We start from the raw sequence: 24,095 nt of genomic DNA, 5'->3' as shown, positions 1-24,095 counted from the left end.
GGATTCCCGCTGCCTCTTCAATCTGCTTATTCAGCAGCTGCTGTTTTCTTTTTGCCTCTTCTCTTCAGCTTCATCAAGCTTTCGTACACAATCGGCACAATCAGCAATGTAAGAAGCGTGGAGCTTGTGAGTCCGCCGATAACGGTCACTCCCAGCCCTTTGGAAATCAGGCCGCTTCCTTCAAGCCCGACTGCCAGCGGCGCCAATGCACCGATCGTCGCGATCGCTGTCATCAGGATCGGACGGAGCCTTGTACCGGCTGCTTCCAGAAGCGCTTCCCGTGTCGGCAGGCCTTCCTGTTCCTTATGGATGACGCGGTCAATCAGGACGATTGCATTGGTCACAACAATCCCGATCAGCATCAATGCCCCGATCATGGCAGATACGCTCAAGGTCTCACCTGCTATCAATAGCCCGACAAGCGCGCCGATGATCGTAAATGGCAATGAGAACAGAATAGCAAATGGCGCTAGTCCGCCGCCAAACGTAATGACCAGAACAAGATATACGATGGCAATGGCAGCAAGCATTGCAAGCCCCAGCTGTGTAAAGGATTCATTAATATCCTCTGTTACGCCGCCCATTGAAATTTCAACACTGGAAGGCAAATCAAGCTTTTCTGCTTCCGCATTGACATCTGCAGAAACTTTCGCTACATCCTTTGTTGTAATTTCGCCGCTGACATTCGCATAAATTCTGCCATCCTGCCTGGTAATCGTATCGGAAGTCGTTCCTTCCTGTACCTCGACTACATCTTTGATCGGCACTTCGATCCCCAATGGCGACTGGATCGTTTTATTTGTCAGTTCATCAATATTCCCGTAAGACTCTGCTTCCATCTCCACATACACATTGATGGTTTGGCTGTCTTGCTCGATTGTCGTCAGCACCTGGCGCTGGCCTGTGTTCGATAGGCCCATTCCCAGCTGCGCGGCAGACAGTCCAAGGCTGCTTAATTTCTCCTGATCTGCTACCAGCGTGTATTCTTCATACGTATCAGAGATGCTTGTTTTAACATTTGTCAAAGAATCATTGTCTTTAAAGATGCCCTCAAGTTCGGTGATGACAGGCTGGATATCATCCATGCTGTCCCCGAATACCTGCATGGAGAGCGAGCTGCTTGAGCCCATTCCGGAGAAGTCCTGGCTTCCCCATTCTCCTTTATCAGAGGTATCTTTCAGGTCTTCAATCACATCTTCTTTTTCTTGATCGAAATTCTCTTTACTATCTTCATATTCTACAAAGAACATGGCAGAATTTGACTGGCCGGGGTTCATTGGATTTTCTCCGCCCACAGAGAACTGCAGATTTTTCACTCCGTCCCTGTCCAGAAGCATATCTTCTGCACGTCCGGCAATTTCCTCTACCTCTTCAAGTGTCTGGCCCGGCTCCGGCTTATATGTTGCGATCACCATTTTCTGCTCATCAGCAGGCAGGAAAGAGACGCCGATGACCGGTACAAGGAATAAGCTTCCGACCAGCATCAGGATGGCAATCCCTGAGGTGATGATTTTGTGGTTCAGCGCCCAGTTAAGGACTTTCCGATAGCCTGAAGCCAGCTTGCCGGGCTTTTCTTCATCATGATGCTGATGCTTGGCCGGCAATCCGTTCTTGAAGAACGTGTGGGCCATCATCGGCACAATCGTGATCGCTACAAGAAGCGATGCAAGCAAGGCAAATACAACGGTTAAGGCGAATGGAAGGAACAGTTCCCCTACTGTGCCTTTAACCAATCCAAGCGGAAGGAATACCGCAATTGTCACAATGGTCGAAGACAAGATCGGCATGAACATTTCCTTCGTTGCCGAAACAATCAATTCCCTGCCTGACAATTCTTCGCCCTTAAGGCTCATCCGGCGGAAAATATTCTCGATGACTACGATGGAATCATCAATGACACGGCCGATAGCCACAGTCATGGCACCCAATGTCATAATGTTGAGCGTGATATCCATCTGCTTCAGCAGCAAAATCGCAATAAGCAGTGACAAAGGGATGCTGATGACAGAAATGATCGTCGTCCTGAAATTGCGCAGGAACAGAAGAATGATGATCATAGCAAAAATTGCCCCAAACACGGCTTTGCTAAGCATGGTTTCAACAGATTCTTCAATCGGCTCTCCCTGGTCAAAAATCGGGGTTACCTTCAAGCCATCAATATCTTTTTCAAGCTCTGAGAGCTGGGCCTTTACATCATTGACAACTTCTACCGTGTTGGCATCGGCCGCTTTAACAATCTGTACGCCGATGGATGTTTCGCCATTTGTCCTTGAAATCGACTCAGCCTTGCCGACGATTTCAATACTGGCGATATCCTGAAGTTCAACAACAGGAATTCCGGCAGCTGCACCCGCCTGGCCTGCGCCCTGCTGTGCACCTGCACCCGGAGCAGCACCCTGCTGCTGTCCTGCAGCCTGCTGGCCGGCCTCAGCCGGAGCACCTTGGCCCTGCTGTCCGGCTCCCTGTGGAACAGCTGGAATCTTCAGCTGCTTCAAGTCATCTATTGTAGAGATATTTCCATCAATAACAACAGATTTCTCCGTACTTTCAAAAGTGTATAATCCTAAAGGAAAAGAAACATCTGAACCTTTTATAATATTCTTGACTGTATCTTCGTCCAGTCCATATTCAGCCATTTTTTCCTGGTCAAATGTAAGCTGGGCTTCCTGAAGCTGCTGGCCTGATATCTGGACAGAAGAAACCCCTTCTATCCCTTCGAGTTCAGGCACAATCTGCTCTTCAGCCGATTTTGTCAGCACAGGCAGTGATTTTTTCTCATCTGAAATGCTCAGGGACATGATCGGGAATGCATCAAGGCTAAGGCGGGAAACACTTGGCTCCTGGGCCCCATCAGGAAACTCCAGGCTGTCCAGTGCTTCCTTCACTTCCTCCTGTGCTTTATCCATATCTTTATCAAAATTGTATTGAATTTGAACCGAAGAAGCGTTCTGGAATGAAGAAGAGCTTACCACAGACACTCCCTCAAGATTTTGGATCCTCTTTTCAATCGGTTCTGATATTTCGTCCGCCACCTGTTCCGGAGTGGCACCCGGATAGACGGTCATAACGGAAACAAGCGGAGTCGTAATGCTCGGGATAGTTTCCATTTTCATGTTCAGCCCGGAATACAGGCCTGCTGCCGTAATAATGATCGTAAGAAGCCAGACAGCAAACTTGTTTTTCAGGGAAAACTGGATAATGCTTTTCATAATTCCTCTCCTTGCTATAATTGATTTAATTGTCTTTTTGTATTATGATGTGACTGACTGGTCACTACAGAGCCTAGCATAACTGACTGACCGGTCATACGTCAAGTTTTACCACAGGTTAAAAATGTGGCGATATTGTGACTGCTGCTGAATGCTTCAGTCTCTATAAATGGCTCTTAGAGAAACCTACAGGGAGGTTTTTATACATTGAAAGAAAAAGAAAAACTGATACTTGACTCCGCAAAAAAACTATTTGCCCAAAAAGGCTTCAGCTCAACCTCCATCCAGGAAATCGCCAATGATACAGGCATCTCTAAGGGAACCTTCTACCTTTATTTCAAGTCAAAGGAAGAACTCCTTCATGCCATTTTCGATAATAGCTTCGATGAATTGCATGCTGAAATCTATGTATTCGAAAACACGGACCTCGAGCCCCGCGGGAAATTCATAAGCCAGCTGAGTGCTCTTTTCAACACATTTGTGACCCATAAAGACTTTATGATCATGCTCACGCGGGAGCAGGCGCTGCCAAGGCATGAAGGGCTAAAGGAGCTTATATTCGCAAGGATCATAGAGGTGCATCAATTCTACAGAAATGGCCTGTCTTCCATCTATGGCGAGAAAATCACTCCCTATCTTTGGGACCTGTCCATGATGATTGAAGGCATGTTCCACCCATTCTTTAAAATTCTCATGCATGATCCCGAAAACTTTAAAGCAGATGGAGTCGCAGAGTATATCATGCGGAGGATGGACAGCATTGTCCGCGGCATCCTGCAGGAAGAGCCGATCATTTCGGAGGAAAAAAATGCAGCGCTGCTTGAAGCAGCCAAAGAAATGCTCGCCGGTCATAAAGGAAATATCAACACGATTGTGAAAAACATGAAAAAGGAAGCGTTGTCAGGAAGGCATAAAGAAGACCTTGCTGTTTCAATGGAAGTACTGGAAACTGAAATCTTGAGCAGCAGCCCAAGGATCCCGGTCATCCAGGGCATGCTGTCAAACTTCAAGGGCATCCGGGAATTCGATTCCTATATCTCCAGGATAGCAGAGCATTTCAATCTATCATTGCAATAAATCGATCTTGCCGAATCCGGCACAGCACTTGTTTCTGCAGCCTTAAGACTAATCAGCAAAAAAATAAGGCAGGAAGATGCATCAATGACGCATCTCCCTGCCTTTATACTTTTTCTTTATCCTTTTCATGCACGCTCTCCTGGAACTCCTGCCATTGCTTAAGCTGTTCAGAATACATTCCAAACTCTTTTTTATTCCTGCAGTCCAGTGATTGATCGACTTTGTAGCTCAAATGGTTGATTTTTAGTGCCAGGTCGAAGAAAGAGCACATCTTTCCGCTGGAATAATAATATTCCAGGTCGGCAGTAGACATATATACCTGCCGCTCCCCATTGATATCTATTAAGAAAAACCATCCCAGAAGGTCAACATATTTCCTCTCACATGTAATGGCCAGAACATCGCCCTTTTTCAGATCAAGCGGGCCAGGGGCTTTTCCCCCACAGCACGCCCTGCAGACAGGGTATTCATGCCTGAAATTGTCCAATACCGCAAACTGATGATTCAAAACCAGTCCCTCCTGTCAATGATTTTTATAAATTATGTACTAAAGCGGGACTGTAGAGGGGGTGTTGGCAGGTCAGCCCCGCTTTAAGTGATACTGATTATCAATATCATTGAATTTATTATAATTGATACTGATTATCAATGTCAATTAAGTTTTTTGATTTTTCCATGATTAATTATACTGATTTTGTAACACGGGAAAAGCCGCATCCCCAAAAGGGAAGCGGCCTTAAATGGACCTGGCGGGATTCCAACCCGCAAAATGCACAGCTTTTTACACTGGAAAAAAACGGCTGCTCTTTGCGTTGAGCTACAGGCACCATACTATTATATTCACCTGTTCAGAGAACTTTATACACGGTAAAGAAGAATGCCGCTATAAATGCGGCACCCCCTGGATGATTATTTTATAAAATACAGAAGTCCGGAAAAAGGACGTTTTTTCTTGTCCGTCACTTTTACTTTGTCTGCCAGGATCTTTTCCTGGTTTTCTTCAATCCATCTTTTGACTTCCATTTTATTTTCGCATGTCGTATGATACATTTCACCGCGTTTTCCTGAAGCGTTGATGACATATCTGCAGCTTGTATTCTCCATGCAAAACCACCCTAATAATGATTTTTCCACTCATTATAACAGGTTTATAAAATAATGCATCCATCCTTTATCCTGCCTTTTCCCAGTTGATTTATTGCTTATTTCCCAGCATTTTTAAAGGGAAAATCTTCTACTGGCCTTGGTTCAGGGTTTCGCTCCAATCAAGGATGGCGTCACCTTCCAGATATCTTTCGGCATCAAGGGCTGCCATGCAGCCGGTTCCTGCAGCGGTGATGGCCTGGCGGTATCTTTTATCCTGGACATCGCCGCAGGCAAATACACCTCTGATATTGGTCTCTGTTGTGCCCGGCTTCACAGTGATATAGCCTGCCTTGTCCAGGTCGATCTGGCTGCCGAGGAATCCTGTATTGGGCCTGTGGCCAATCGCAACAAAGATGCCATCTGTTTCAAGGACTTCTTCTTCGCCGGTTTCATTATTCAGCACTTTAAGGCCGGTTACTTTATCAGATTCTGAAAGGACCTCTAGAGGAGTCCGGTTCAGCTTCCAGCTGATTTTCTTATTTTCCCTTGCTCTGTCCTGCATAATCTTTGAAGCCCGAAGCTCATCCCTGCGGTGGACAATGGTTACATTGTCAGCAAATTTAGTGAGGAAGTTGGCTTCTTCCATGGCAGAATCCCCGCCGCCGATGATCAGGACTTTTTTTCCTCGGAAAAAGAAACCGTCGCAAGTGGCACAGGTGCTGACTCCCTTGCCGATGTTATCTTTCTCGCCGGGGATGTTCATAAGCTTGGCAGAGGCGCCGGTTGAAAGAATGACTGATTCTGCTTCTATTTCTCCAATACCGTCAGCTCTCATCCGGAACGGCTTCTTTGAAAAGTCAGCTTCTGTCACCCATCCTCTCTTAAAGACTGCGCCAAAGCGTTCAGCCTGCTTTCTCATATTTTCCATCAGCTCAGGCCCCATGATTCCATCGGTGAAGCCCGGGAAGTTCTCGACCTCTGTCGTCAGTGTCAGCTGTCCTCCAGGCTGATCGCCCTCAATGATGACCGGATTCATATTGGCACGCGCCAAATAGATCGCAGCAGTCAGGCCGGCCGGTCCGGTCCCCAGAATTACTACCTTTTCCATGTGATCAACCTCCAATAACAGTATCTATTTCATTCGTACCCTTTTCATCCTTTTTTATAACAAGATCCATAGCAGCTTCCTTTCCTGAAACCCAAAAGGGCCGGAAGAATAAATCTTCCGGCTCTGAATCTATACCCTTCCTAACGCTTCTGCTTATCATTGCATCAGGATTAACTGGTTCTGCAACATTTTCCCTGCCAAATATTCAGCGTCCAATCCAACTCCCTGAAGCAAAGCAGATCCTCTTCTATACTGCCAGGGAAGCCCTAAAAAATATAATCCATTAACCGCTGTTTCACCTCTATTATGTATGGGCAATCCTTTATCATTAAAAACAGAAGGGATATTTATCCACCGGTAATCAGATTTAAAGCCAGTGGACCAAATAATGCTGCTTACATTCAGACAGGACCCATCCTCAAAGAATACTTGGTCCTTGTCCGCTGCTGCGGTCCGCGGCTTCAGGGAAATAGTCTTGCTTTTGATCTTCTCCTTTAGTTCATAGCCAAAGATGGGATCCGGCTTATTTCTGATAAACTGCCCGATCATGCTGTTGGCATCTGCTTTTAAGGCTCCCAGCTTATCAAACCACCAGAATATGCTCTTCCCGCCTATATCCTGCGGCATATAACTGAGAGCATGCCCGGACGACAAATAGGTCTGCCTGCTTTTTGAAATTTCGGCCGCGATTTGCGCTCCTGAATTGCCCCCGCCAACAACCAGCACATTGCCGCTTTTCAGCTGTTCAGGATTTTTGTACTCAGATGAATGGAGCTGAAGAACTTCTTCTGATAAGCTTTCTGAAAAAGACGGAATTACCGGGTGGCGGAAAGGACCGGTCGCTACAACAACATTCCGGCAATAAATATCCCCCTGGCTTGCAGACAATAAAAATTGATCTTGAAAATGATCCAATTTTGCTGCCTTTGATCTGAGCTTCACCGGCAGTGAAAATGTTTGTGCATAATTAATAAGATATTCACTGACTTCATCCTTGGCTGGATATCTGCCAGTCCCAGTGAATTCCAGCCCCGGAAGTGAACTATAGGAGTATGGAGTAAATAAAGTAAGAGAGTCATACCTCTCTTTCCAGCTCTGTCCGATTTCCTTCCCTTCATCAAGAATGAGAAAAGACAAGCTTGTTTGTTTCAAATGGTATCCCATGGCAAGTCCAGCTTGACCTGCTCCAATCACCACAACATCATAAATCACGCCTATCCCCTCTTTATAAAATGCTCTTTAGATTTACTATATTTCCATCCTTCAAGAAAATCATTTAAGAGCAATCCCGCTTAGCCATAAAAGAGCGTACCTTCCCGGATCTGAATGAGGATCAGTGACAGGTTGAAAAATAAGCGGAGAAATTTCCTCTAATTTAGAAAAAACACTAAAATTAGATCAAATAGACGGAGAAATTCCGGCTATCGACTCAAAAAATAGGAAAAGAAGCAAATTTGCTCCGCCTTACCGGAATTTCTCCGCTAATTTACACCCAACTGCACCCTATTCAGCAGCTTAACAGAAAATTCTCCGCTTATTTTAAAGGGTTGCTCGCCACTACTCAAATAAGGATAAGACAACCATTCCTTCACTAAAATGCCCCGTTAGCTGAATAATCCTGTCTTTATATAAAACCATTAAATGTAAATGATTCCCCTTTTATAATTAAAAGCAACAATCTTTACGAAAAGAGCCTTATAAAAAAGCTTCCCAGACAACTGGCCTTATTTGTCTTTTACTCTGAGAAGCCTCAGCCCATTCAATGTGACAATCAATGTTGCGCCCATATCAGCAAAGATGGCAATCCATAATGTAAGCCAGCCGGGAATGACGAGCAGCAGGGCCACAAGCTTAATGCCCAGCGAGAATGTAATGTTCTGCTTGATGATCGTCATTGCTTTTCTGCTCAATTTAACCGTAAAAGGCAGCTTCCCGAGGTCATCAGCCATCAGTGCAATATCCGCCGTTTCAAGAGCGGTATCCGTACCAGCGCCTCCCATGGCAATCCCAACTGTCGACGCAGCCAGTGCAGGTGCATCGTTCACACCGTCCCCAACCATGCCGGCACGGTTATATTTCTCCCGCAATTCCTTGATATAGGAGAGTTTGTCTGCAGGCAGCAGTTCGGCTTTGATGTCTGTTACCCCCGCTTGGCTTCCAATGGCTTTCGCCGTTCCAAGATTATCACCTGTCAGCATAATGGTCTTCTCAATCCCTAATGCGTGAAGCTTTTGAATAACATCCCTGCTATTTTCCCTCAGCACATCCGCAACAGCGATCAGTCCCAGAATTTCGGCTGATGTTCCTGCTGCCATCACTGTCTTGCCCTGATTTTGCAGGTCCAGGATCATCGTTCTTAATTCTTCAGGAATTCCATTAGGCAGTACTTCATCAAAAAGATTTGGACTGCCGACATAGTAGGTTTCACCATGTATATTGCCTTTAATACCTTTTCCCGTGATGGAGGAAAAGTCCTCTACTTCAATGTTTTGATAGTCCAGCCCCTCCTGCGCCGCTTTTTTCATGATGGCTGATGCCAATGGATGCTGAGAGCCGTTCTCCAGGGCAGCCACAACAGAAAGCAGCTGTTTAGAGTCAGTCCCTGGAAAAGGGATATAATCCGTGACAGCGGGAGTCCCTTTTGTGAGGGTGCCTGTTTTATCAAATGCCAGGGCTTTTATGCCCCCCATCTCCTCCAGATGGATTCCGCCTTTAATCAGTACGCCATTTTTAGCAGCATTGCCAATCGCCGTCACGATGGCAACCGGAGTTGAAATGACCAGGGCACACGGACAGCCAACCACCAGCACAGCCAAGCCCTGGTAGATCCATTCGCTCCAATCAGCACCAAAAAATAGAGGCGGAACAACTGCCGCACCAAATGCGGCCATTATAATAATCGGTGTGTAGTACTTGGCAAATCTATCGACAAATGCCTGTGAAGGGGCCCTTTCAGCCTGTGCCTCTTCTACAAGATGAATGATTTTAGCGATTGTCGTATCTTCTGCCCTTTTTGTGACCTTAACTTCAAGTACACCTTCTTCATTCAGAGTCCCGGCAAATACTTCATCCCCAATACTTTTTGAAACCGGGACAGATTCACCTGTGATCGCCGCCTGGTTGACGGAAGAAAAGCCTTTAGCCACTTTTCCATCCATCGCGATTTTCTGTCCTGGCTTTATAAGCATAATATCTCCCGGCTGGATATCATCCACTTCAACCATCAGTTCCTGATTTCCCCTGCGGATCAGCGCTTCCTTAGGAGCGATATCCATCAGCGTCCGGATCGACTGCCGCGCTTTATCCATTGAATAAGTTTCAAGGGCCTCACTGATGGCAAATAAAATGACAACCGTTGCGCCTTCACCCCATTCACCGATAAAGGCTGCACCAATGACTGCAATGGTCATCAGCGTCCTCATATCAAACTGGAGGCGGAAGAGGTTTTTTAAGCCTGTTATAAAAAGGCGCCACCCTCCCACTGCTATTGATGCCCCGTACGCAAGGATAGAGGACAGGCTTTCCTCACCATTCATCTGTCCGGCTGCCCAGCCGATAATCAGCAGGATAAACGATGCCATAACATAAGAATGCTTCTGCCAGAAAGGCTCTTTTCTTTCATCAAACCTTTGATTCTCAGGGATGATACGCAGGTTTTCGAAAGCACCTGCTTTTTCCAGTTCCATAATCGAGGCGTTTCCGTAAACAGTCAGTTTTGAAGCGCCGAAATTTACATTTGCATTAGAAACACCATCCAGGTGTTTTACGTTCTTTTCGAACTTAGCGGCACAGCCTGCTCAGGAAAAGCCCTGTACTCTATAGACGGTTTTTTCAGTAGATTTCTCTAACATTTCACTCATTGGCTGCCACCTCCTTCTGATGTTCAAAGGCAATCCGTATCAGCTGCTTCACATGGTCATCGTCCAGGGAGTAATACACAAGCTTGCCTTCTTTGCGGTACTTTGCCAGCCCGAGATTCCGAAGCAGGCGTAAATGATGGGAAGCTGTTGCCGTCGTGCTGCCTGCAATATTGGCTACATCACATACACACAGCTCTTCTTCTTCGTATAAGGCAAAAGCAATCCTGATCCTGGTATCATCGGACAGCGCCTTGAATATTTGGGCAACAGCCTGTGTGTTCTCTTTTTCAATGCTATTCTTTATACGTTTAACTTTCACTTCATCCACGCATTTTACTTCACAAATGTCATTCTGCTTCATTTGCATCACCTCGACATTCAAATGTTTATTTGATTATTAGTTTATGCAATAAATACCTTACGGTCAAATAATTATTTGAATGTTCTGGATAAAAAATAGGAATTATGTGTCCATTTTTTAAAAATGAAAAGTTCTTTTCATAAATTTGTATCATAAAGGATTGTATCTGCTGGAGTTTTTTTTGTATGCTAGCATAGTAAATGAACTTGTAGAGAGGTGGTTCGATGAAGAGATCTATTTTTCCTATTCTTGCTGCCATCACGCTGGCTGCCGGATGTTCTTCAACAGAGGAAGACTCCTCACATGCAGGCCATTCAGGTGAACATAAAAATCAAAGTGCCCCTGAATTAACTTATACCTTAGGAAGCAATGACTGGGCCGCCGTGACCACTTACACAGACAGCCCGGAAATACTGGAAGCTTATCAGTTTGCAGTCGAGCATCCCGAGGTACTTAATTATATGCCATGCTATTGCGGCTGCTACGAGGAAGATGGCCACGAAAGCAATACGAATTGCTTTGTCGACAGCGTAAACGGCAGCACCGTTTCCCTGGATACAATGGGCTTTGGCTGAGGAGTCTGTGTAAACATAGCCCGTGAGGCTAAATCAGAGTTCAATAAAGGAACACCCCTTAAGGATATCCGTAATATGATCGATGAGAAATATAAAGGGACGGGGATTGAATCGACTCCGACTCCTATGCCAAAAGCATAAATAATAATGGGATCTCTTAGACAAATGGAAAGCACACATCTTAAAAATCAGATGTGTGCTTTCTCATTTATTATTTGCCTGCGGCTTTCGTTTTTACCTTTATCGGTATGAATGCTGGCTTATATCAGACGCCGGTTTCGCTGAACCGCTTAATGCGATCTCCTTCATCACGCACACGCTGGAAAAATGCCCATTTTTCTTCGTCTGTCCCTTCTGCTTTTGAATCACAACCAATGGTGTTTCCACTTTTATCTTGGTGATTAACTTCCCACAACTTTTAGACGCTTTTTAAAAACGCACCCCTTTAATGGAGCTGATGCTGATGGAGTTAGAGTTACTAGAAGCCTTTTTTCGTTTCATTGGTTTCTTGCCAATATGCTTCCCTCTTCCTTATGGAGCCCAAAAAAAAAAAGAAATGACATGAAAAATAGAATTCACTTGAAAAAATCAAGCAGCTTCATCCACCAGGGGTCATCAAATTGACCATCAGATATCTGATGAAAGCCGCTGCAGATCCCCATATGTGTGATACCCCGTTCATGGTGGACATTGGGCGTATATACAGAAAAAAAGAGAAAATTCGCTCTCTCTACTTTAACAATTTCTGGAAGGTGTTCTCCAGTTTGCTTTTCACTAAATTCCAGATAGTCCTGTTTTGAAGGATTGGTCATGATGAAAAAAACTGCCAATAACACTGCAGCTCCAAAAATATAAAAGATCCACTTCCTCATGGTTCTGTACCTCCATATTTGCTTTTAGAAGCACATTTCGTTTAGTTGTTCAATAAATCCTTTTTTTCCATCGTGGATTTGTACCAAAAAGAAAAGGAAACCGGTCGGCTTCCCCTTTTAATTCTTCTTTATTCTACAAATACTTCCTGTGTATGCCCTTACCATCATAGGTAAACAGCATCTGCTTTCCCTCGACGATTGTTTCCATGTTGACGTTGCGCCCCCAGAGCTGATGAACGTATGGAAGTACCTTCTCAAGGTATTTCAAGTCCAGTTCAATCCCCTCGAATCCGTGCTTCAGGTACAGCTCCCCATTTTTCAGATAGTCTCCATCTACGACCGTTAAGTACGGGAACCCCCCATTGACCCTCATGCTGACAAGCTGGTCCCTGACTTCTTCCCAGCCTTTGTCGACGATTTTGTAATCCTTCCCCTGCTTCTGGAACAGATACATATCCTCCCGCATGACAAGATCTTTTGTCAGGTAATTGCGCAGGAAGGATATATCTGATTCGACTTCGCGCACCTCAAACATCTTTTCCCTGCCGGACCCGCTTTGGACGCCTCGCTTTTTCATTTCCTCTGTAGGATTGTCATAGCGGTCTTCAATATCCTCAAAAATTTTCAGGCCAAGATAATATGGATTGATATTTGTCCGTGAAGGCTGAACCACCCCTGCGTTGAGCTTCGCAAATTCAATGGATTCATCACTGGTGAGATCCAATTCCCGCAGGATTCTTTGATGCCAATAGGAAGCCCAGCCTTCGTTCATGATCTTCGTTTCCAGCTGCGGCCAGAAATACAGCATTTCCTCCCGCATCATCGTCAGGATATCCCGCTGCCAATCCGTCAGCTCCCTGCTGTATGATTCAATAAACAGCAGAAGGTCCTTCTCCGGCTGAGGAGGAATCTTCTTGATCTTTTTCCTCTTCTCCTGCTTCTTTTTGCTCCTGCTGTCCAAATTCCAGAGATCATCATACGGGGTCGCTGCCGGCGCATCTTCTTCGTATTCAAGGTCTTCTGCACTCCATGCCAGCTTCGGCCTCATCAGGCTGGGATCAATATGCTCCTCAATGGCAAGGACAGCATCAAGGAAGGTTTCCACCTCATGCTTGCCGTGCTCGACTTCATACTGGCGGACCCGTTCTGCCGTTGCAGACATGCTTTCCACCATGTCTCTTTTCGTATTTTGAAACCGGATATTATTTTTGAAAAAGTCGCAATGGGCAAGGACATGGGCAACAATCAGCTTATTCTGGATCAATGAGTTGGAATCAAGCAAAAACGCATAGCACGGATCTGAATTGATGACAAGCTCATATATTTTTGAAAGGCCCAGATCATAATGGAGCTTCATCTTATAAAACTGCTTGCCGAAGCTCCAGTGGGAAAATCGTGTGGGCATCCCGTAGGCGCCAAATGTATAAATGATATCCGCAGGGCATATTTCATACCGCATAGGATAAAAATCCAAGCCGAATCCTGTGGCAATCTCGGTAATTTCCTGTATGGCATGCTCAAGGCCTTTGCGGTCGGTGTCTCTCATCATCTCTCCTCCTTCATGTTCTTATCTCAATTTTATGAGAGAAGGACGGGATTGATGAATCAATAAAAAGAGGCTCTGTCTCCTGAGCCCCTTTGTACGCTACTTTTTCTCTTCGACCGACAAGCTGATCAGCTTGTCATTGACAGTATCATGGGAAACCCTGACGACTACTGTCTTCATCTTCTGGCCTTCTTTTACTTGGAACTCAAATAGGTCGGCGGCCGTATTCTCTGACAATGCCTGGCGCCCCTGGTACTGATAGTCGACGACCTCTTCCCCTGGATAATCCTCTTTAATGACGGCAGTCGCAATGCGGCCGAACTTTTCATAATCAGGCTTTTGCACGGCCAGGGCTGCAGGAGCAGCAAAGGCTGATAATAAGAACCCCAAAAGCAGCAAAGAAAGGAAATACTTTTTCATTTTACAGGCCTCCATCTTTTTCATTATCTTCCCGCAGATGGCCGGCCTCTATACATGAACATTGCTGCACAAAAGTAACCCGCAATGCCTGTTCATATGCAGGTAAAAGATGATAACCGCGCTGTATCAGGAAGACCAACATTTGCTGAGAGAATTCTGTGCAGAAGGAAGCAAACTAAAATCAGCTCCTCAATACAGGAGGGTGAGCCAGATGAATAAAGTTGATTATGACCGTGCGCTTTACTATACACACCGTTCAGAATGGGATAATCTGCTGATATTAATGGTCCGTACACAGGACCAGTTTCTTTCAAAGAAAATCGAGCATTTCCTGCATGCTTATAACTTTGAAAAAGACTACTCCATGGTTGAGAAGCATTTGTATTCTTTGCTGAGATATATCGATCATGCAAATGAAATTTCAGAGGAAAGCCTGTTCAAGGAGCCTCTGTCAATATAACCAGAATTCACCAAAAAACACGGTCAATCAGGCCGTGTTTTCCTTTGCTTCCCCTATTGTTTTCTCCGGCTGTCCTTCCTGGAGCAGCTTTCCTGCTATAACAGCTGCTGCGAATGAAAAAAGGAGCAGGAAGGATAAAATATAAAAACTGAAAGCTATGCTGGGGGCTCCTGACAGCCCGGTAAAAACAATCAGCAGCAGCGTCCGGATTAAAAGCCCCAAGGACCGGAACAGGCTGTCTGTCCTGCCGATCAGATGATTCGGCACCCTTTCCATCATAAGCGCATTCCTTGCCACCCTTGTTCCCGCATTGCCAAACGCAAGCAGGATGGCCATGGATAAAAACAATGGAACATCTTTTATAAAAACAATAGCAGAAATGGCGGCCGTATATGCCCCAACCGTGATAATGATTGATCTTTCACTTCCCCATTTCAAAGCAATGGCCGGGACAGCGAGGCCCGCCAATGCAGCTCCTATTCCATATATCATGCTTTGGGTACCATACACCGAAGCATCTGCATGCAGCACATCAGCGATATATACAGGGAACAGGTAATTGGTCACCATCACGCCAATGAACGGCATCATGGAAGCAAAGAGGAAGACAAAAAGCACCGGCCTTGCTTTTAAAAACTGAAAACCGCTTCCAAACTGAAGATCCGCATGCTTCTTAGCAGAGTTTACCCTTGAAGTATAAGGAATCAGCCAAAACAGCACGAATGCGCCCAAATAGGTTAAAGCATCCATTAAGAGCACAAGTTCAAGAGGGGCAGAGGCAATGATGGCGGCTGCAATTGCCCCTGCCGCCACACTTGACAGCTGGCCCTGGATTTCCATGGCGCCATTGAGCTTCCTGTAGTGAGAAGGATCGAAAATCTCCTGGTTAAAAGCAAAGATGGACGGATAAAACAATGTATAATAAAGGCTTCCAGCACCATACAGAATCATTAAATGAACCGTTTCATAATCCAGGCCGAAATAGCCTGCGGCGGAAAAGGCGGCGATGATCATAAAGCCTGCTCCTTCCCCGAACAGAAGGATCCGTTTGCGTGAAAAGCGGTCAATCAGCTGGCCAAAGAACGGTGTAACAGCAAAATTGATAATGGTCATGGCTATGGCTGCATAGCCGAAAACTTTCCCGCCGTTTTCACCAGATGCAAGCAGCCAGGGGATGGCAATCATGGTTATCCCCGACCCGATTGAAGAAAGGATATTGGCAGCAACAATAAAGCAGAAGCGACGATCGCGGTACAATCCATTCATGCTTTTTCCTTACTTGCCTTTCATCTGGACATAACCGTTTACATAAAGCTTCAATTCATCCATCAGCTGATCGACGAGAGCTGCCGGCTCCTCGTTCAGCCCGTCATTTTCATAATCAAAGCAGTGAGGATCAAGCACAAGCTGTTTAGGAATGACATTCGCATAAACACCTCTGCCAACGGTCCTCATATTATTGAGGGCATTGATGCCCCCTTTTCCTCCGCCGGAAACAGCCAGCAGTGCGACCGGCTTATGGGCAAACTGGTCGCTGCTTAAGAAATCAAGGGCATTTTTCAAAACCCCGCTCATGGCGCTGTGGTATTCAGGCGAAGCGAGTACAATCCCGTCAGCCTCTGCTGCCCTTTGGCGCAGCTCCTTTACAGCCGTTAGCTCATACTGGTGCTGCTCCCCGCTGTAAAGGGGGATTTCCCCCACACTTAAATCAATCAGGTCAGCGTTGTACTTTTTGGCAATATACCGGGCAGCAATTCCTGTCCTGCCCTTTTTTCGTGGACTTCCGCTAAATATTGCTATCTTCATGCTAATTCTCTCTCCTTTTCTGTAGCTTCTCTATGTTCTTATTATAGGGAGAGACTGCACCGCGGAAATCGTCGCTTTGTTTTAATGTTACATACATATTTAGTCTAACTGAAAATTCAGGCACCTACAACTTTGGATGGAGCGTGCTTACATCAGCTTTTCCTTCACAGCCAGGAGTGCAGCCTGCGTGCGGTCCGCCAGTTCCAGCTTGGACAGCAGATTGGATACATGGGTCTTGACCGTTTTTTCAGTAATATAAAGAGAAGCAGCGATCTCTTTGTTGCTTTTCCCTTTCGCTATCTCCTTTAGTACGTCCAGTTCCCTTTTTGTCAGTTCATCCAGGGGGCTTTTCTTTTTATCTTTATTGGACAAATGGGACAGAAGGTGGGAGGTTGCCTTTGGATGCAGCTGATTTTCCCCTTGCATGACCCGGACGATCGCCCTGACAAGCTCATCCGGCTCAATGTCCTTCAGCTGATATCCGGAAGCTCCGGCCTCAAGCGCCGGAATAACATGGTCCTGGTCAGAAAAGCTGGTCAGCATCAACACCTTCGTTTCCGGGTGTTCCTGCTTGATCACCCTCGTTGCCTCTATCCCGTTCATAATTGGCATATCCAGATCCATAAGGACTACATCCGGCTTAAGGCGCAAGGTCTGCTCGACAGCCTCTCTCCCATCCTTTGCTTCTCCGGCAATTTCAATCTCCTGCTGTGTTTTCAGGAAAAAAATCAGGCCCCTTCTGACAACATGGTGGTCATCTGCCACTAGTACACGCACTTTCATCATTATCCCCCTTAAATTGGTATGCTTATCATGATCTCCGTCCCATGGCCGGGAGCCGTCATGATAGAGCAGCTGCCATTAAGCATCTCAGCCCTTGCCTTCAAGCTGTTCAGCCCCATGCTTGGCAGGCCTTTGCCTATGTCATAATGGAAGCCGCAGCCTTCATCTTTTATTATCATCGTGGCCCTGCTGCTGTCTGCCTCCACAAAAAGCTGCACCAGATCTTGGCCTGAGTGCTTTTTGCAGTTCCCGAAGGCTTCCTGCCCCATCCGCCATAATGCTTCTTCAATTTTTCCCGGGAGGGCAATGATCCCTTTGACTTCTGCCTCAACCTGGAGGCCGAGCATCTGGCCATAATTTTTCAGCGCGCTGACAAGCCCGTTCTCAAGGCCGCGCGGGCGAAGCTGCCAGATCAGCGCCCTCATCTCGCTGAGCGCCTCCTGGGCAAGATCTTGTATGTAAGAGAATGTTTCCTTCACTTCGGCCCCATCGGCCATCTCCATTCCGCCACGTGCCGTTAAGTTTACGGAAAATAACAGCTGATTGACAGAATCATGCAGATCTCTTGCAAGCCGGTTTCTCTCGGCCGTAAGAGCCAATTCCTGCTCCCGCTGGGTCAGGGCGATCCGTTTAAGGGCATTTCCTATTTGAAACGCAACCGATTCCAATAAAGCCAGCTCCCCATCAGAGAACCTGATTTTATGAGGGGAGCCGATGTTCAGGATGCCGAACCTCTCGTCCCCTGACCTCAAAGGCACACTGGCATGGTGGGTAAGCCCATTTGTGCCGCTGCGCCCTTCTTCAATCGCGTCTTCAATCCGCTTGCATCCGATAATATTTGTCGCCTTATTCAGCTTGCCATTATTGAACCTGTCAACGCACCAGCAGCCGCCATGGCACATCGGCGCGTAATGATTCAGGGACAATGCCTGGGGAAGGCGCTCTTTCGCAGCAAGCTTATACCTCCCATCACCATCAATCAAAAAAATCCAGCCAGTTTCCAAATTTGTCACTTCAAGCAGCTTCTTCAGCACTTCCGGCAGAACTGACTTCACATCGGTCCCCTCATTCAGAAGCTCTGCAATTTCTTTTAATATTTTCACTTCAGAAAGATGGTCTTCCTTTGTCATCCTCGCGCCTCCCGTTTTTTCTCTCTTTATTATAATGCTTTATCACTGCCTCGGCCTTCGAATTTTGGATGAGGAGCTCCTGCGGCTAAAGTTGCAGCTGCTTTGTTAAAAAAAGCGCAGAAGAAAAGGCGGATTCTGCTCTGCAGAACGGCCGCCTTTTCTTTGGTCAGGCCTTCTTGGCCTCTTCAAGCTTTTTCATTTTTTCATCAATCAGATTCATGAACTCGTTTTCAAGCCTGGCCAGCTTTTCTCTGCTCTCTTCCAGCCCGGTGCTGTTGACTCCGAAATAAAATTTGATCTTCGGCTCTGTTCCGGAAGGGCGCAGGCAGATCCAGGAACCGTCCTCAAATAAATACTTGATGACATTCGACTTTGGCAGGCCGATTGGCTCTTCCTCCCCTGAGGCCGGCTTAGCCAGGCCTGTCAGATAATCCTCCATCCTCAGGACCTTCCATTCACCCAGAACTTCAATCGGCTCTCTGCGGAAGGAAGCAAGCGTCTCCTGGATCAGCTCGGCTCCCTGCTTCCCTTTCAGGGTGAGAGACCTGAGCCCTTCCAGATAATACCCATATTCTTTGTAAATGGCCATCAGTGCATCATACAGGGACATACCCTTTTTCTTGTAGAAAGCGCATGCTTCTGTTGCAAGAAGGGCAGCCTGGACCGCATCCTTATCACGGGCAAAGTCGCCGATCAGGTAGCCATAGCTCTCTTCGTAGCCAAACAGGAATTTGTAGCTGTTATCCTGGTAGAAAGCATTAATCTTTTCGGCGATAAATTTAAAGCCCGTAAGTACATTCATAACCTCGACATCATGGGACTCGGCAATCTTTGCACCCAGTTCCGATGTAACAATCGTTTTCAGCATTGCGCCATTGGACGGCAGCGTTCCCTTTGCCTTCTTTTCGTTCAGAATATAGTGGAGCAGAATGGCGCCGGTCTGATTCCCTGTCAGGACGGTATATTTCCCTTTGCCATCCTTGACTGCGATTCCGAGCCTGTCAGCGTCAGGATCTGTGGCGATCAGGAGATCTGCCCCAACCTCATTGCCAAGCTTGATTGCAAGTTCAAATGCGGCATGTTCTTCCGGATTCGGGCTTTTGACTGTTGAGAAGCCCGGGTCTGGAACAGCCTGCTCCTCAACTGTATAAACATGCCTGTAATCCATCGCTGCCAGTATATCCTGCACAGGCTTCCCGGCCGTGCCATGCAGCGGGGTGAATACGACTTTTATGTCTGTTTCACTGCCAAGCACAGGATTCTCGGAAATGGTTTTCAGCTTTTCCTGATAGGCCTGGTCCACTTCTTCCCCGATCATCACGATGAGCCCCTGCTCCAGCAGCGTTTTTTCTTCCGATGCTTCTATCAGCAATTCATTTTCGATTTCATTGACTTTTTCAATGACGATGTCTGCGCTTTCAGGAGGCAGCTGTGCGCCATCCTCGCCGTATACCTTATAGCCATTATACTCAGGCGGGTTATGGCTTGCAGTGATTACGACCCCGGCAAAAGCCTGCAGATAGCGGACCGCAAAGGATAACTCAGGCGTCGGCCTCAAACCTTTGAATACATAGGCACGGATTCCGCGCGTTGCCAGCGTCTTAGCCGTCTCCATCGCAAATTCCTTTGACATATACCGGGAATCGTACGCGATTGCCGCGCCTCTTTTCTTAGCTTCTGCCCCGTATGTTTCAATATAGGCAGCAAGGCCGGCTGCTGCCTTCCTGACTGTATAGATGTTCATTCTGTTGGTCCCGGGGCCGATTTCTCCCCTCATGCCGCCTGTGCCGAATTCAAGATCTTTATAGAAGGCATCCTCCATCCTGCTGTCATCCAGGCGAAGCTCTGCCAGCTCCTTTTGCAGGCTGCTGTCCATATTTGCATATCCAAGCCATTTTTCCGCTTTTTGTTTCCAGTCCATCTCTTTACCTCCCGGCTGCCCTTCAAACAAGGCTGATTGCAGTCAAAGAAACTGGCGCTCCTGCTGCATTAGTCTGTTATGTACTTGCTCAGCCCTTCACAGGGGCTGTTTACTTTATAAATTCTGCTGCACCCGCTGGTTTTCCTTCTGAAATCCTTCGAGCTTTCGCGACAATTTCCGCATTTTCATTATATATAAAAAGGCCTGCCAGTTAAAGGCAGGCTGTTAAAGTTATTTTTTGTACTGGATTTTGTAGATATCATGGCGCCGGTCTTTCAGCTGGCGGACCGTCCCGTCCTGGCGCTGGCGCCTGAGGATCTCAAGGTCTACATCCCCGATCAGCACCATTTCAATATTGGGATTGGTCTCGCCGACGATGCCGTCTCTTGCAAATTCAAAGTCAGACGGTGCAAAGATGCCTGACTGCGCATATTGGATGTCCATATTCTCTGTTTGCGGCAGATTCCCGACCGTTCCCGAAATCACTGTATAGATCTGGTTTTCGACCGCTCTTGCCTGTGCACAGTACTTGACACGCAGATAGCCTTGGCGGTCTTCCGTGCAGAATGGGGTGAAAATGATTTTGGCCCCTTTATCCGCCGCAATCCTGGCAAGCTCCGGAAATTCAATATCATAGCAGATCTGGATGGCAATCCTGCCGCAGTCTGTATCGAATACCTTCACTTCATCCCCGCGGCTGATTCCCCACCATTTACGCTCATTCGGAGTGATATGGAGCTTATATTGCTTTTCAATCGTGCCATCTCTCCGGAAAAGATAGGCAATATTATAGATTTCATCATCATCTTCCTTGACGAAATGGGAGCCGCCGATGATGTTGACATTATATCTGACAGCAAGATCATTAAACAGCTCGATATATTGCTCCGTGTACTCTGTAACCCTCCGCACCGCAAGGCTTGGGGATTTTTCATCAAGGAAAGACATCAGCTGCGTTGTGAATATTTCCGGGAAGACTGCGAAATCTGCCCCTGCATCTGAGGCTACATCCGTAAAATATTCCACCTGGTTTGCAAAATCATCGAATGAACTGATTTGCCTCATCATGTACTGCACCACACAAATCCTTACAGGGTAGCTTGTTTTATAAAATCTTTTGGTCATTGGCCGATAATCGACATTATTCCATTCCATCAGGGTTGCATATTTGTTGGACTGGACATCATCCGGCAAATAATTGGGATTGATCCGCATAAGGCTGAACTCATTAAGGAGCTGGAAAGAGAGGACAGGATCATAAACTTTATGGCGGGATACCTCGCTTACATACTCGCGCGGGCTCATCTCCCCGGCATATTTATGATAGTTCGGGATCCTGCCTCCGATGATGATGCTTTTCAGGTTCATCTCCCGCACCAGCTCTTTTCGTGCTTCATACAGGCGGTAGCCGATTTTCATGCGGCGGAACTCAGGGTGCACCATCACTTCGATGCCGTATAAATTATACCCTTCCGGATTATGGTTCGTAATATAGCCATTATCCGTGACATCGCTCCAGGAGTGCCTGTCATCATATTCATCGAAATTGATGATGAGGCTGGAACATGAACCGATTATATCGCCATCGTATTCAGCGACAAACTGGCCTTCCGGAAAAACTTCCAGGTGGCTCTCCAAATGCTCCCGCTTCCACGGGTCCATCCCTGGAAAGCAAAGCTCCTGAAGGGCTATGATTTTACTGATATCTTCATCCTTCGTATTGCGGATAATCATTTTTTTCTCAAACTTGCTCAAATCCAATTTTGACATACGGTTTGCATCTCCTCTTATTCGGGCTGCTATGTTAATGGCATTTACACTATGAGGGCCTTTTCTCCCAAGGCTCCGTTACTCCCGCTGTAAATAAGGGGGCTTTCAGGCTGATTGCCTTCAGCACCCCCTCAGAAATCTCCTCATGGGTAAGCCATCTGGCCTTTTCCCCTTCAAAACGGAATCCAAGAAGAATCCTCATCCACTTGAGAGAGGAAGTGTCCAGGCCTTTGAAAGGCTCCCTCGAAGCATGGCTGCCTTTAATCTCATACAGCTCTGTCAACTTGTCATCTTTCGCTATGTACTCCAAAAGCCACCGGAAGCTGTCCGAAGCATCGCTTCTCATCCAAACGGCGGCCAAATCGAACGTACCCCGGTCCCGGACAGCTTTAATCAAGCCTTCACGGAACTGGACGGTACTGTAATAGTCTGCTTGTATAAAAGAAACCTTTTCTGCAGGTACAGAAATTTCTCTCATCATCTTTTCAAAATGATCATGGCTTCTGCCCATTGCACTTACATGGAATCCTTCTTTGCAGAGCAATTCAATCACTCTTTTTAACATACCCGTTCCGCCAATGACTAACGCATGTTTTTTCATCTTTATGCTCCTTTTACAGAAAGGATAATATTAGGACTGATGCCCTCCCCTCCATCAATGGTAGAATGAAAGAAGGAACCTCCGGGTGCCGTTAACAGCATATGCCTGCACAACTGCACTCATGCTGTCCGGGGGCTGCTAAATGTGAAAATTAGGTGTCTTTAATTCAAGGGAATTTACAAGCCCGGAGAATCTCTTTATAATTTCACCATAAACCAATTAAAGGAGAAGCATATGGATAAGCCAAAACAAGACCCGAGGGAGAACCTGTTATTCCTCGCCTGGGCTGCCTCCATCCTGGCGATGTTCGGAAGCCTCTATTTTTCCGAAGTCCGCCATTATGAGCCCTGCGCACTCTGCTGGTACCAGCGCATCGCCATGTACCCGCTCGCCGTCATACTCGGGATCGCTGTGATTAAAAAAGATTACAAAATCAGCTTTTATACAATGATCCTCTCTACTGCCGGTGCATGCATTTCTATTTATCATTATTCCATCCAGAAAGTCGCTTTCCTTGGCGAAAGTGCCCTTTCATGCGGCAGGGTCCCATGCACAGGCCAATATATCAACTGGCTTGGATTCATTACGATTCCCCTGCTTGCGCTGACAGCATTTATCATTATTTTTATAACAAGCTTGATCATCTGGAAAAAAACAAAGGAGGCAGTGTGATTTGAAGAAAGTCATCATATTCTTAGTTATTATCATAGCACTATTTGCAGGTGTGGCAGTCCTCACCAGCATGCAGAATAAAGAAAAAGTATCAGGGGACAACCCTTATGGAACAGAAAATCTGAAGTCAGAAACAATCGACCAGCTCGATGATCCGAATTACCAGAACATCATTCTTCCCGATGAACTGGAGAAAAAGCTTGAAGCAGGAGAAGACGCAACCGTCTACTTCTTCAGCCCGACATGCCCGCACTGCCAAAGAACAACCCCAGTCGTCGCCCCCCTCGCAGATGAAATGGGAGTCGACCTGGTCCAATTCAACCTCTGGGAATTCGAAAACGGCTGGGACAACTACAAAATAACAGAAACACCAACAATCGTTCAGTACAAAAACGGCAAAGAAACAAACAGAATCACAGGTTCACAAGACAAAGAAGTATTCGAAGAATGGTTTAACGAAAATTCTAAATAAGAAAAAACGGGAAGGATCCATCTAACGGGTTTAGTGTTGAAGTACAAAGTGCGAATTGGCAGTGCTTTTGGCAGACTCTTTAGCAGTGAAATCAGCATACAAAAAAGCTCGGAGCTATTATGCTCTGAGCTTTTTTTATAGAGATAACACAGTGTTGAAGATAATCACCCGTATGTTCTTGTGAGCCAAGAATACCTGCTGATAGGTGCCCCGCCCAGACCTACAACCTTCCAGGGACAGGATGAGGTTCAGTTCGGGTTAACCGATAAGCGGAGAAATTCCGGCTAATTTTAAAAAAGCTCTAAAAACAGCTTAAATAGACGGAGAAATTCCGGTTATCGACCCGAAAAAAAGGAAAATGAACCA

The 24,095-nt window shown here is 46.3% G+C and carries 23 protein-coding genes and 1 pseudogene; 5 read left to right on the top strand and 19 right to left on the bottom strand.

The window, feature by feature from the left end:
- Positions 1-26: 26 nt before the first annotated feature.
- The gene (locus AC4E8B_RS06580; RefSeq protein WP_490217780.1) at positions 27-3,209 is read right to left on the bottom strand and encodes an efflux RND transporter permease subunit; all 3,183 of its coding nucleotides are present in this window, start codon (positions 3,207-3,209) and stop codon (positions 27-29) included.
- Between the two features lie 207 nt (positions 3,210-3,416).
- Between AC4E8B_RS06580 and AC4E8B_RS06575 the strand changes: the two genes are divergently transcribed.
- Positions 3,417-4,286, top strand: coding sequence for a TetR/AcrR family transcriptional regulator (locus tag AC4E8B_RS06575; protein ID WP_490217779.1), 870 nt, complete (start codon positions 3,417-3,419; stop codon positions 4,284-4,286).
- 103 nt (positions 4,287-4,389) lie between these two features.
- Here AC4E8B_RS06575 and AC4E8B_RS06570 read toward each other — a convergent pair whose 3' ends face one another.
- From AC4E8B_RS06570 to AC4E8B_RS06540, 7 genes are all read right to left on the bottom strand, one after another.
- Positions 4,390-4,794 (bottom strand): hypothetical protein, encoded by a 405-nt coding sequence (locus tag AC4E8B_RS06570; RefSeq protein ID WP_490217778.1) that lies wholly within the window; start codon positions 4,792-4,794, stop codon positions 4,390-4,392.
- Positions 4,795-5,195: 401 nt separating this feature from the next.
- Positions 5,196-5,390, bottom strand: a complete 195-nt coding sequence (locus tag AC4E8B_RS06565; RefSeq protein WP_490217776.1) for a hypothetical protein — start codon at positions 5,388-5,390, stop codon at positions 5,196-5,198.
- A 130-nt stretch (positions 5,391-5,520) separates the two neighbouring features.
- Positions 5,521-6,480: a thioredoxin-disulfide reductase gene (gene trxB, locus AC4E8B_RS06560; RefSeq protein ID WP_490217775.1), complete on the bottom strand. Its 960-nt coding sequence runs from the start codon at positions 6,478-6,480 to the stop codon at positions 5,521-5,523.
- 4 nt (positions 6,481-6,484) lie between these two features.
- Complete coding sequence (locus AC4E8B_RS06555; protein ID WP_490217774.1) at positions 6,485-6,640, bottom strand: hypothetical protein; 156 nt, start codon at positions 6,638-6,640, stop codon at positions 6,485-6,487.
- Positions 6,637-7,689, bottom strand: a complete 1,053-nt coding sequence (locus AC4E8B_RS06550) for a flavin-containing monooxygenase (RefSeq protein WP_490219540.1) — start codon at positions 7,687-7,689, stop codon at positions 6,637-6,639. Before AC4E8B_RS06550 ends, AC4E8B_RS06555 begins: the two co-directional genes overlap by 4 nt.
- Positions 7,690-8,204: 515 nt before the next feature.
- Positions 8,205-10,340, bottom strand: a complete 2,136-nt coding sequence (locus tag AC4E8B_RS06545; RefSeq protein ID WP_490217773.1) for a heavy metal translocating P-type ATPase — start codon at positions 10,338-10,340, stop codon at positions 8,205-8,207.
- Positions 10,333-10,701 (bottom strand): ArsR/SmtB family transcription factor, encoded by a 369-nt coding sequence (locus AC4E8B_RS06540; RefSeq protein ID WP_490217772.1) that lies wholly within the window; start codon positions 10,699-10,701, stop codon positions 10,333-10,335. Before AC4E8B_RS06540 ends, AC4E8B_RS06545 begins: the two co-directional genes overlap by 8 nt.
- Positions 10,702-10,925: 224 nt before the next feature.
- Between AC4E8B_RS06540 and AC4E8B_RS06535 the strand changes: the two genes are divergently transcribed.
- Positions 10,926-11,417 carry a PCYCGC motif-containing (lipo)protein gene (locus tag AC4E8B_RS06535; protein WP_490217771.1) on the top strand — a complete coding sequence of 164 codons (492 nt, stop codon included), beginning with the start codon at positions 10,926-10,928 and terminating at the stop codon, positions 11,415-11,417.
- Positions 11,418-11,541: 124 nt separating this feature from the next.
- On the opposite strand, the pseudogene AC4E8B_RS06530 reads toward AC4E8B_RS06535, so the two are convergent.
- From AC4E8B_RS06530 to AC4E8B_RS06515, 4 genes and pseudogenes are all read right to left on the bottom strand, one after another.
- Positions 11,542-11,640: pseudogene (locus tag AC4E8B_RS06530) on the bottom strand (arsenate reductase); the annotation flags it as partial.
- A gap of 211 nt (positions 11,641-11,851) precedes the next feature.
- Entirely contained in the window at positions 11,852-12,148 is a 297-nt protein-coding gene (locus tag AC4E8B_RS06525) for a hypothetical protein (RefSeq protein ID WP_490217769.1), read from the bottom strand.
- A 133-nt stretch (positions 12,149-12,281) separates the two neighbouring features.
- Positions 12,282-13,694: a SpoVR family protein gene (locus AC4E8B_RS06520; protein WP_490219538.1), complete on the bottom strand. Its 1,413-nt coding sequence runs from the start codon at positions 13,692-13,694 to the stop codon at positions 12,282-12,284.
- A gap of 99 nt (positions 13,695-13,793) precedes the next feature.
- Positions 13,794-14,114, bottom strand: coding sequence for a DUF3889 domain-containing protein (locus tag AC4E8B_RS06515; protein ID WP_490217768.1), 321 nt, complete (start codon positions 14,112-14,114; stop codon positions 13,794-13,796).
- A gap of 211 nt (positions 14,115-14,325) precedes the next feature.
- On the opposite strand from AC4E8B_RS06515, the gene AC4E8B_RS06510 reads away from it, so the two are divergent.
- Positions 14,326-14,574 (top strand): YhdB family protein, encoded by a 249-nt coding sequence (locus AC4E8B_RS06510; RefSeq protein WP_490217767.1) that lies wholly within the window; start codon positions 14,326-14,328, stop codon positions 14,572-14,574.
- A 27-nt stretch (positions 14,575-14,601) separates the two neighbouring features.
- Here AC4E8B_RS06510 and AC4E8B_RS06505 read toward each other — a convergent pair whose 3' ends face one another.
- From AC4E8B_RS06505 to AC4E8B_RS06475, 7 genes are all read right to left on the bottom strand, one after another.
- Positions 14,602-15,840 (bottom strand): MFS transporter, encoded by a 1,239-nt coding sequence (locus AC4E8B_RS06505; RefSeq protein ID WP_490217766.1) that lies wholly within the window; start codon positions 15,838-15,840, stop codon positions 14,602-14,604.
- A gap of 9 nt (positions 15,841-15,849) precedes the next feature.
- Entirely contained in the window at positions 15,850-16,380 is a 531-nt protein-coding gene (locus AC4E8B_RS06500; protein WP_490217764.1) for an NADPH-dependent FMN reductase, read from the bottom strand.
- 147 nt (positions 16,381-16,527) lie between these two features.
- Positions 16,528-17,163 carry a response regulator gene (locus AC4E8B_RS06495; RefSeq protein WP_490219537.1) on the bottom strand — a complete coding sequence of 212 codons (636 nt, stop codon included), beginning with the start codon at positions 17,161-17,163 and terminating at the stop codon, positions 16,528-16,530.
- 11 nt (positions 17,164-17,174) lie between these two features.
- Entirely contained in the window at positions 17,175-18,293 is a 1,119-nt protein-coding gene (locus tag AC4E8B_RS06490; protein WP_490217763.1) for a GAF domain-containing sensor histidine kinase, read from the bottom strand.
- Positions 18,294-18,459: 166 nt separating this feature from the next.
- On the bottom strand, positions 18,460-20,214 hold the full coding sequence (locus tag AC4E8B_RS06485) for a phospho-sugar mutase (protein WP_490217762.1): 1,755 nt from the start codon (positions 20,212-20,214) through the stop codon (positions 18,460-18,462).
- Between the two features lie 231 nt (positions 20,215-20,445).
- The gene (locus AC4E8B_RS06480) at positions 20,446-21,984 is read right to left on the bottom strand and encodes a GNAT family N-acetyltransferase (RefSeq protein ID WP_490217761.1); all 1,539 of its coding nucleotides are present in this window, start codon (positions 21,982-21,984) and stop codon (positions 20,446-20,448) included.
- A gap of 49 nt (positions 21,985-22,033) precedes the next feature.
- The gene (locus AC4E8B_RS06475) at positions 22,034-22,585 is read right to left on the bottom strand and encodes a Rossmann-fold NAD(P)-binding domain-containing protein (RefSeq protein ID WP_490217760.1); all 552 of its coding nucleotides are present in this window, start codon (positions 22,583-22,585) and stop codon (positions 22,034-22,036) included.
- Positions 22,586-22,819: 234 nt separating this feature from the next.
- On the opposite strand from AC4E8B_RS06475, the gene AC4E8B_RS06470 reads away from it, so the two are divergent.
- Together AC4E8B_RS06470 and AC4E8B_RS06465 are read left to right on the top strand one after the other, a co-directional pair.
- Complete coding sequence (locus AC4E8B_RS06470; protein WP_490217758.1) at positions 22,820-23,257, top strand: disulfide oxidoreductase; 438 nt, start codon at positions 22,820-22,822, stop codon at positions 23,255-23,257.
- Position 23,258: 1 nt separating this feature from the next.
- Positions 23,259-23,729, top strand: a complete 471-nt coding sequence (locus AC4E8B_RS06465; RefSeq protein WP_490217757.1) for a thioredoxin family protein — start codon at positions 23,259-23,261, stop codon at positions 23,727-23,729.
- Positions 23,730-24,095: the final 366 nt, after the last annotated feature.

This window comes from Bacillus sp. SRL543 (assembly GCF_984799205.1).
This window is presented reverse-complemented; position numbering and strand designations above follow the sequence as displayed.

Bases quoted from the DNA above. Each gene is read 5' to 3' on its own strand.
- AC4E8B_RS06580 (WP_490217780.1), bottom strand. From the start codon at position 3,209: ATGAAAAGCATTATCCAGTTTTCCCTGAAAAACAAGTTTGCTGTCTGG.
- AC4E8B_RS06565 (WP_490217776.1), bottom strand. From the start codon at position 5,390: ATGGAGAATACAAGCTGCAGATATGTCATCAACGCTTCAGGAAAACGC.
- trxB (WP_490217775.1), bottom strand. From the start codon at position 6,480: ATGGAAAAGGTAGTAATTCTGGGGACCGGACCGGCCGGCCTGACTGCT.
- AC4E8B_RS06555 (WP_490217774.1), bottom strand. From the start codon at position 6,640: ATGATAAGCAGAAGCGTTAGGAAGGGTATAGATTCAGAGCCGGAAGAT.
- AC4E8B_RS06540 (WP_490217772.1), bottom strand. From the start codon at position 10,701: ATGAAGCAGAATGACATTTGTGAAGTAAAATGCGTGGATGAAGTGAAA.
- AC4E8B_RS06525 (WP_490217769.1), bottom strand. From the start codon at position 12,148: ATGAGGAAGTGGATCTTTTATATTTTTGGAGCTGCAGTGTTATTGGCA.
- AC4E8B_RS06520 (WP_490219538.1), bottom strand. From the start codon at position 13,694: ATGAGAGACACCGACCGCAAAGGCCTTGAGCATGCCATACAGGAAATT.
- AC4E8B_RS06515 (WP_490217768.1), bottom strand. From the start codon at position 14,114: ATGAAAAAGTATTTCCTTTCTTTGCTGCTTTTGGGGTTCTTATTATCA.
- AC4E8B_RS06510 (WP_490217767.1), top strand. From the start codon at position 14,326: ATGAATAAAGTTGATTATGACCGTGCGCTTTACTATACACACCGTTCA.
- AC4E8B_RS06505 (WP_490217766.1), bottom strand. From the start codon at position 15,840: ATGAATGGATTGTACCGCGATCGTCGCTTCTGCTTTATTGTTGCTGCC.
- AC4E8B_RS06500 (WP_490217764.1), bottom strand. From the start codon at position 16,380: ATGAAGATAGCAATATTTAGCGGAAGTCCACGAAAAAAGGGCAGGACA.
- AC4E8B_RS06495 (WP_490219537.1), bottom strand. From the start codon at position 17,163: ATGAAAGTGCGTGTACTAGTGGCAGATGACCACCATGTTGTCAGAAGG.
- AC4E8B_RS06490 (WP_490217763.1), bottom strand. From the start codon at position 18,293: ATGACAAAGGAAGACCATCTTTCTGAAGTGAAAATATTAAAAGAAATT.
- AC4E8B_RS06485 (WP_490217762.1), bottom strand. From the start codon at position 20,214: ATGGACTGGAAACAAAAAGCGGAAAAATGGCTTGGATATGCAAATATG.
- AC4E8B_RS06480 (WP_490217761.1), bottom strand. From the start codon at position 21,984: ATGTCAAAATTGGATTTGAGCAAGTTTGAGAAAAAAATGATTATCCGC.
- AC4E8B_RS06475 (WP_490217760.1), bottom strand. From the start codon at position 22,585: ATGAAAAAACATGCGTTAGTCATTGGCGGAACGGGTATGTTAAAAAGA.
- AC4E8B_RS06470 (WP_490217758.1), top strand. From the start codon at position 22,820: ATGGATAAGCCAAAACAAGACCCGAGGGAGAACCTGTTATTCCTCGCC.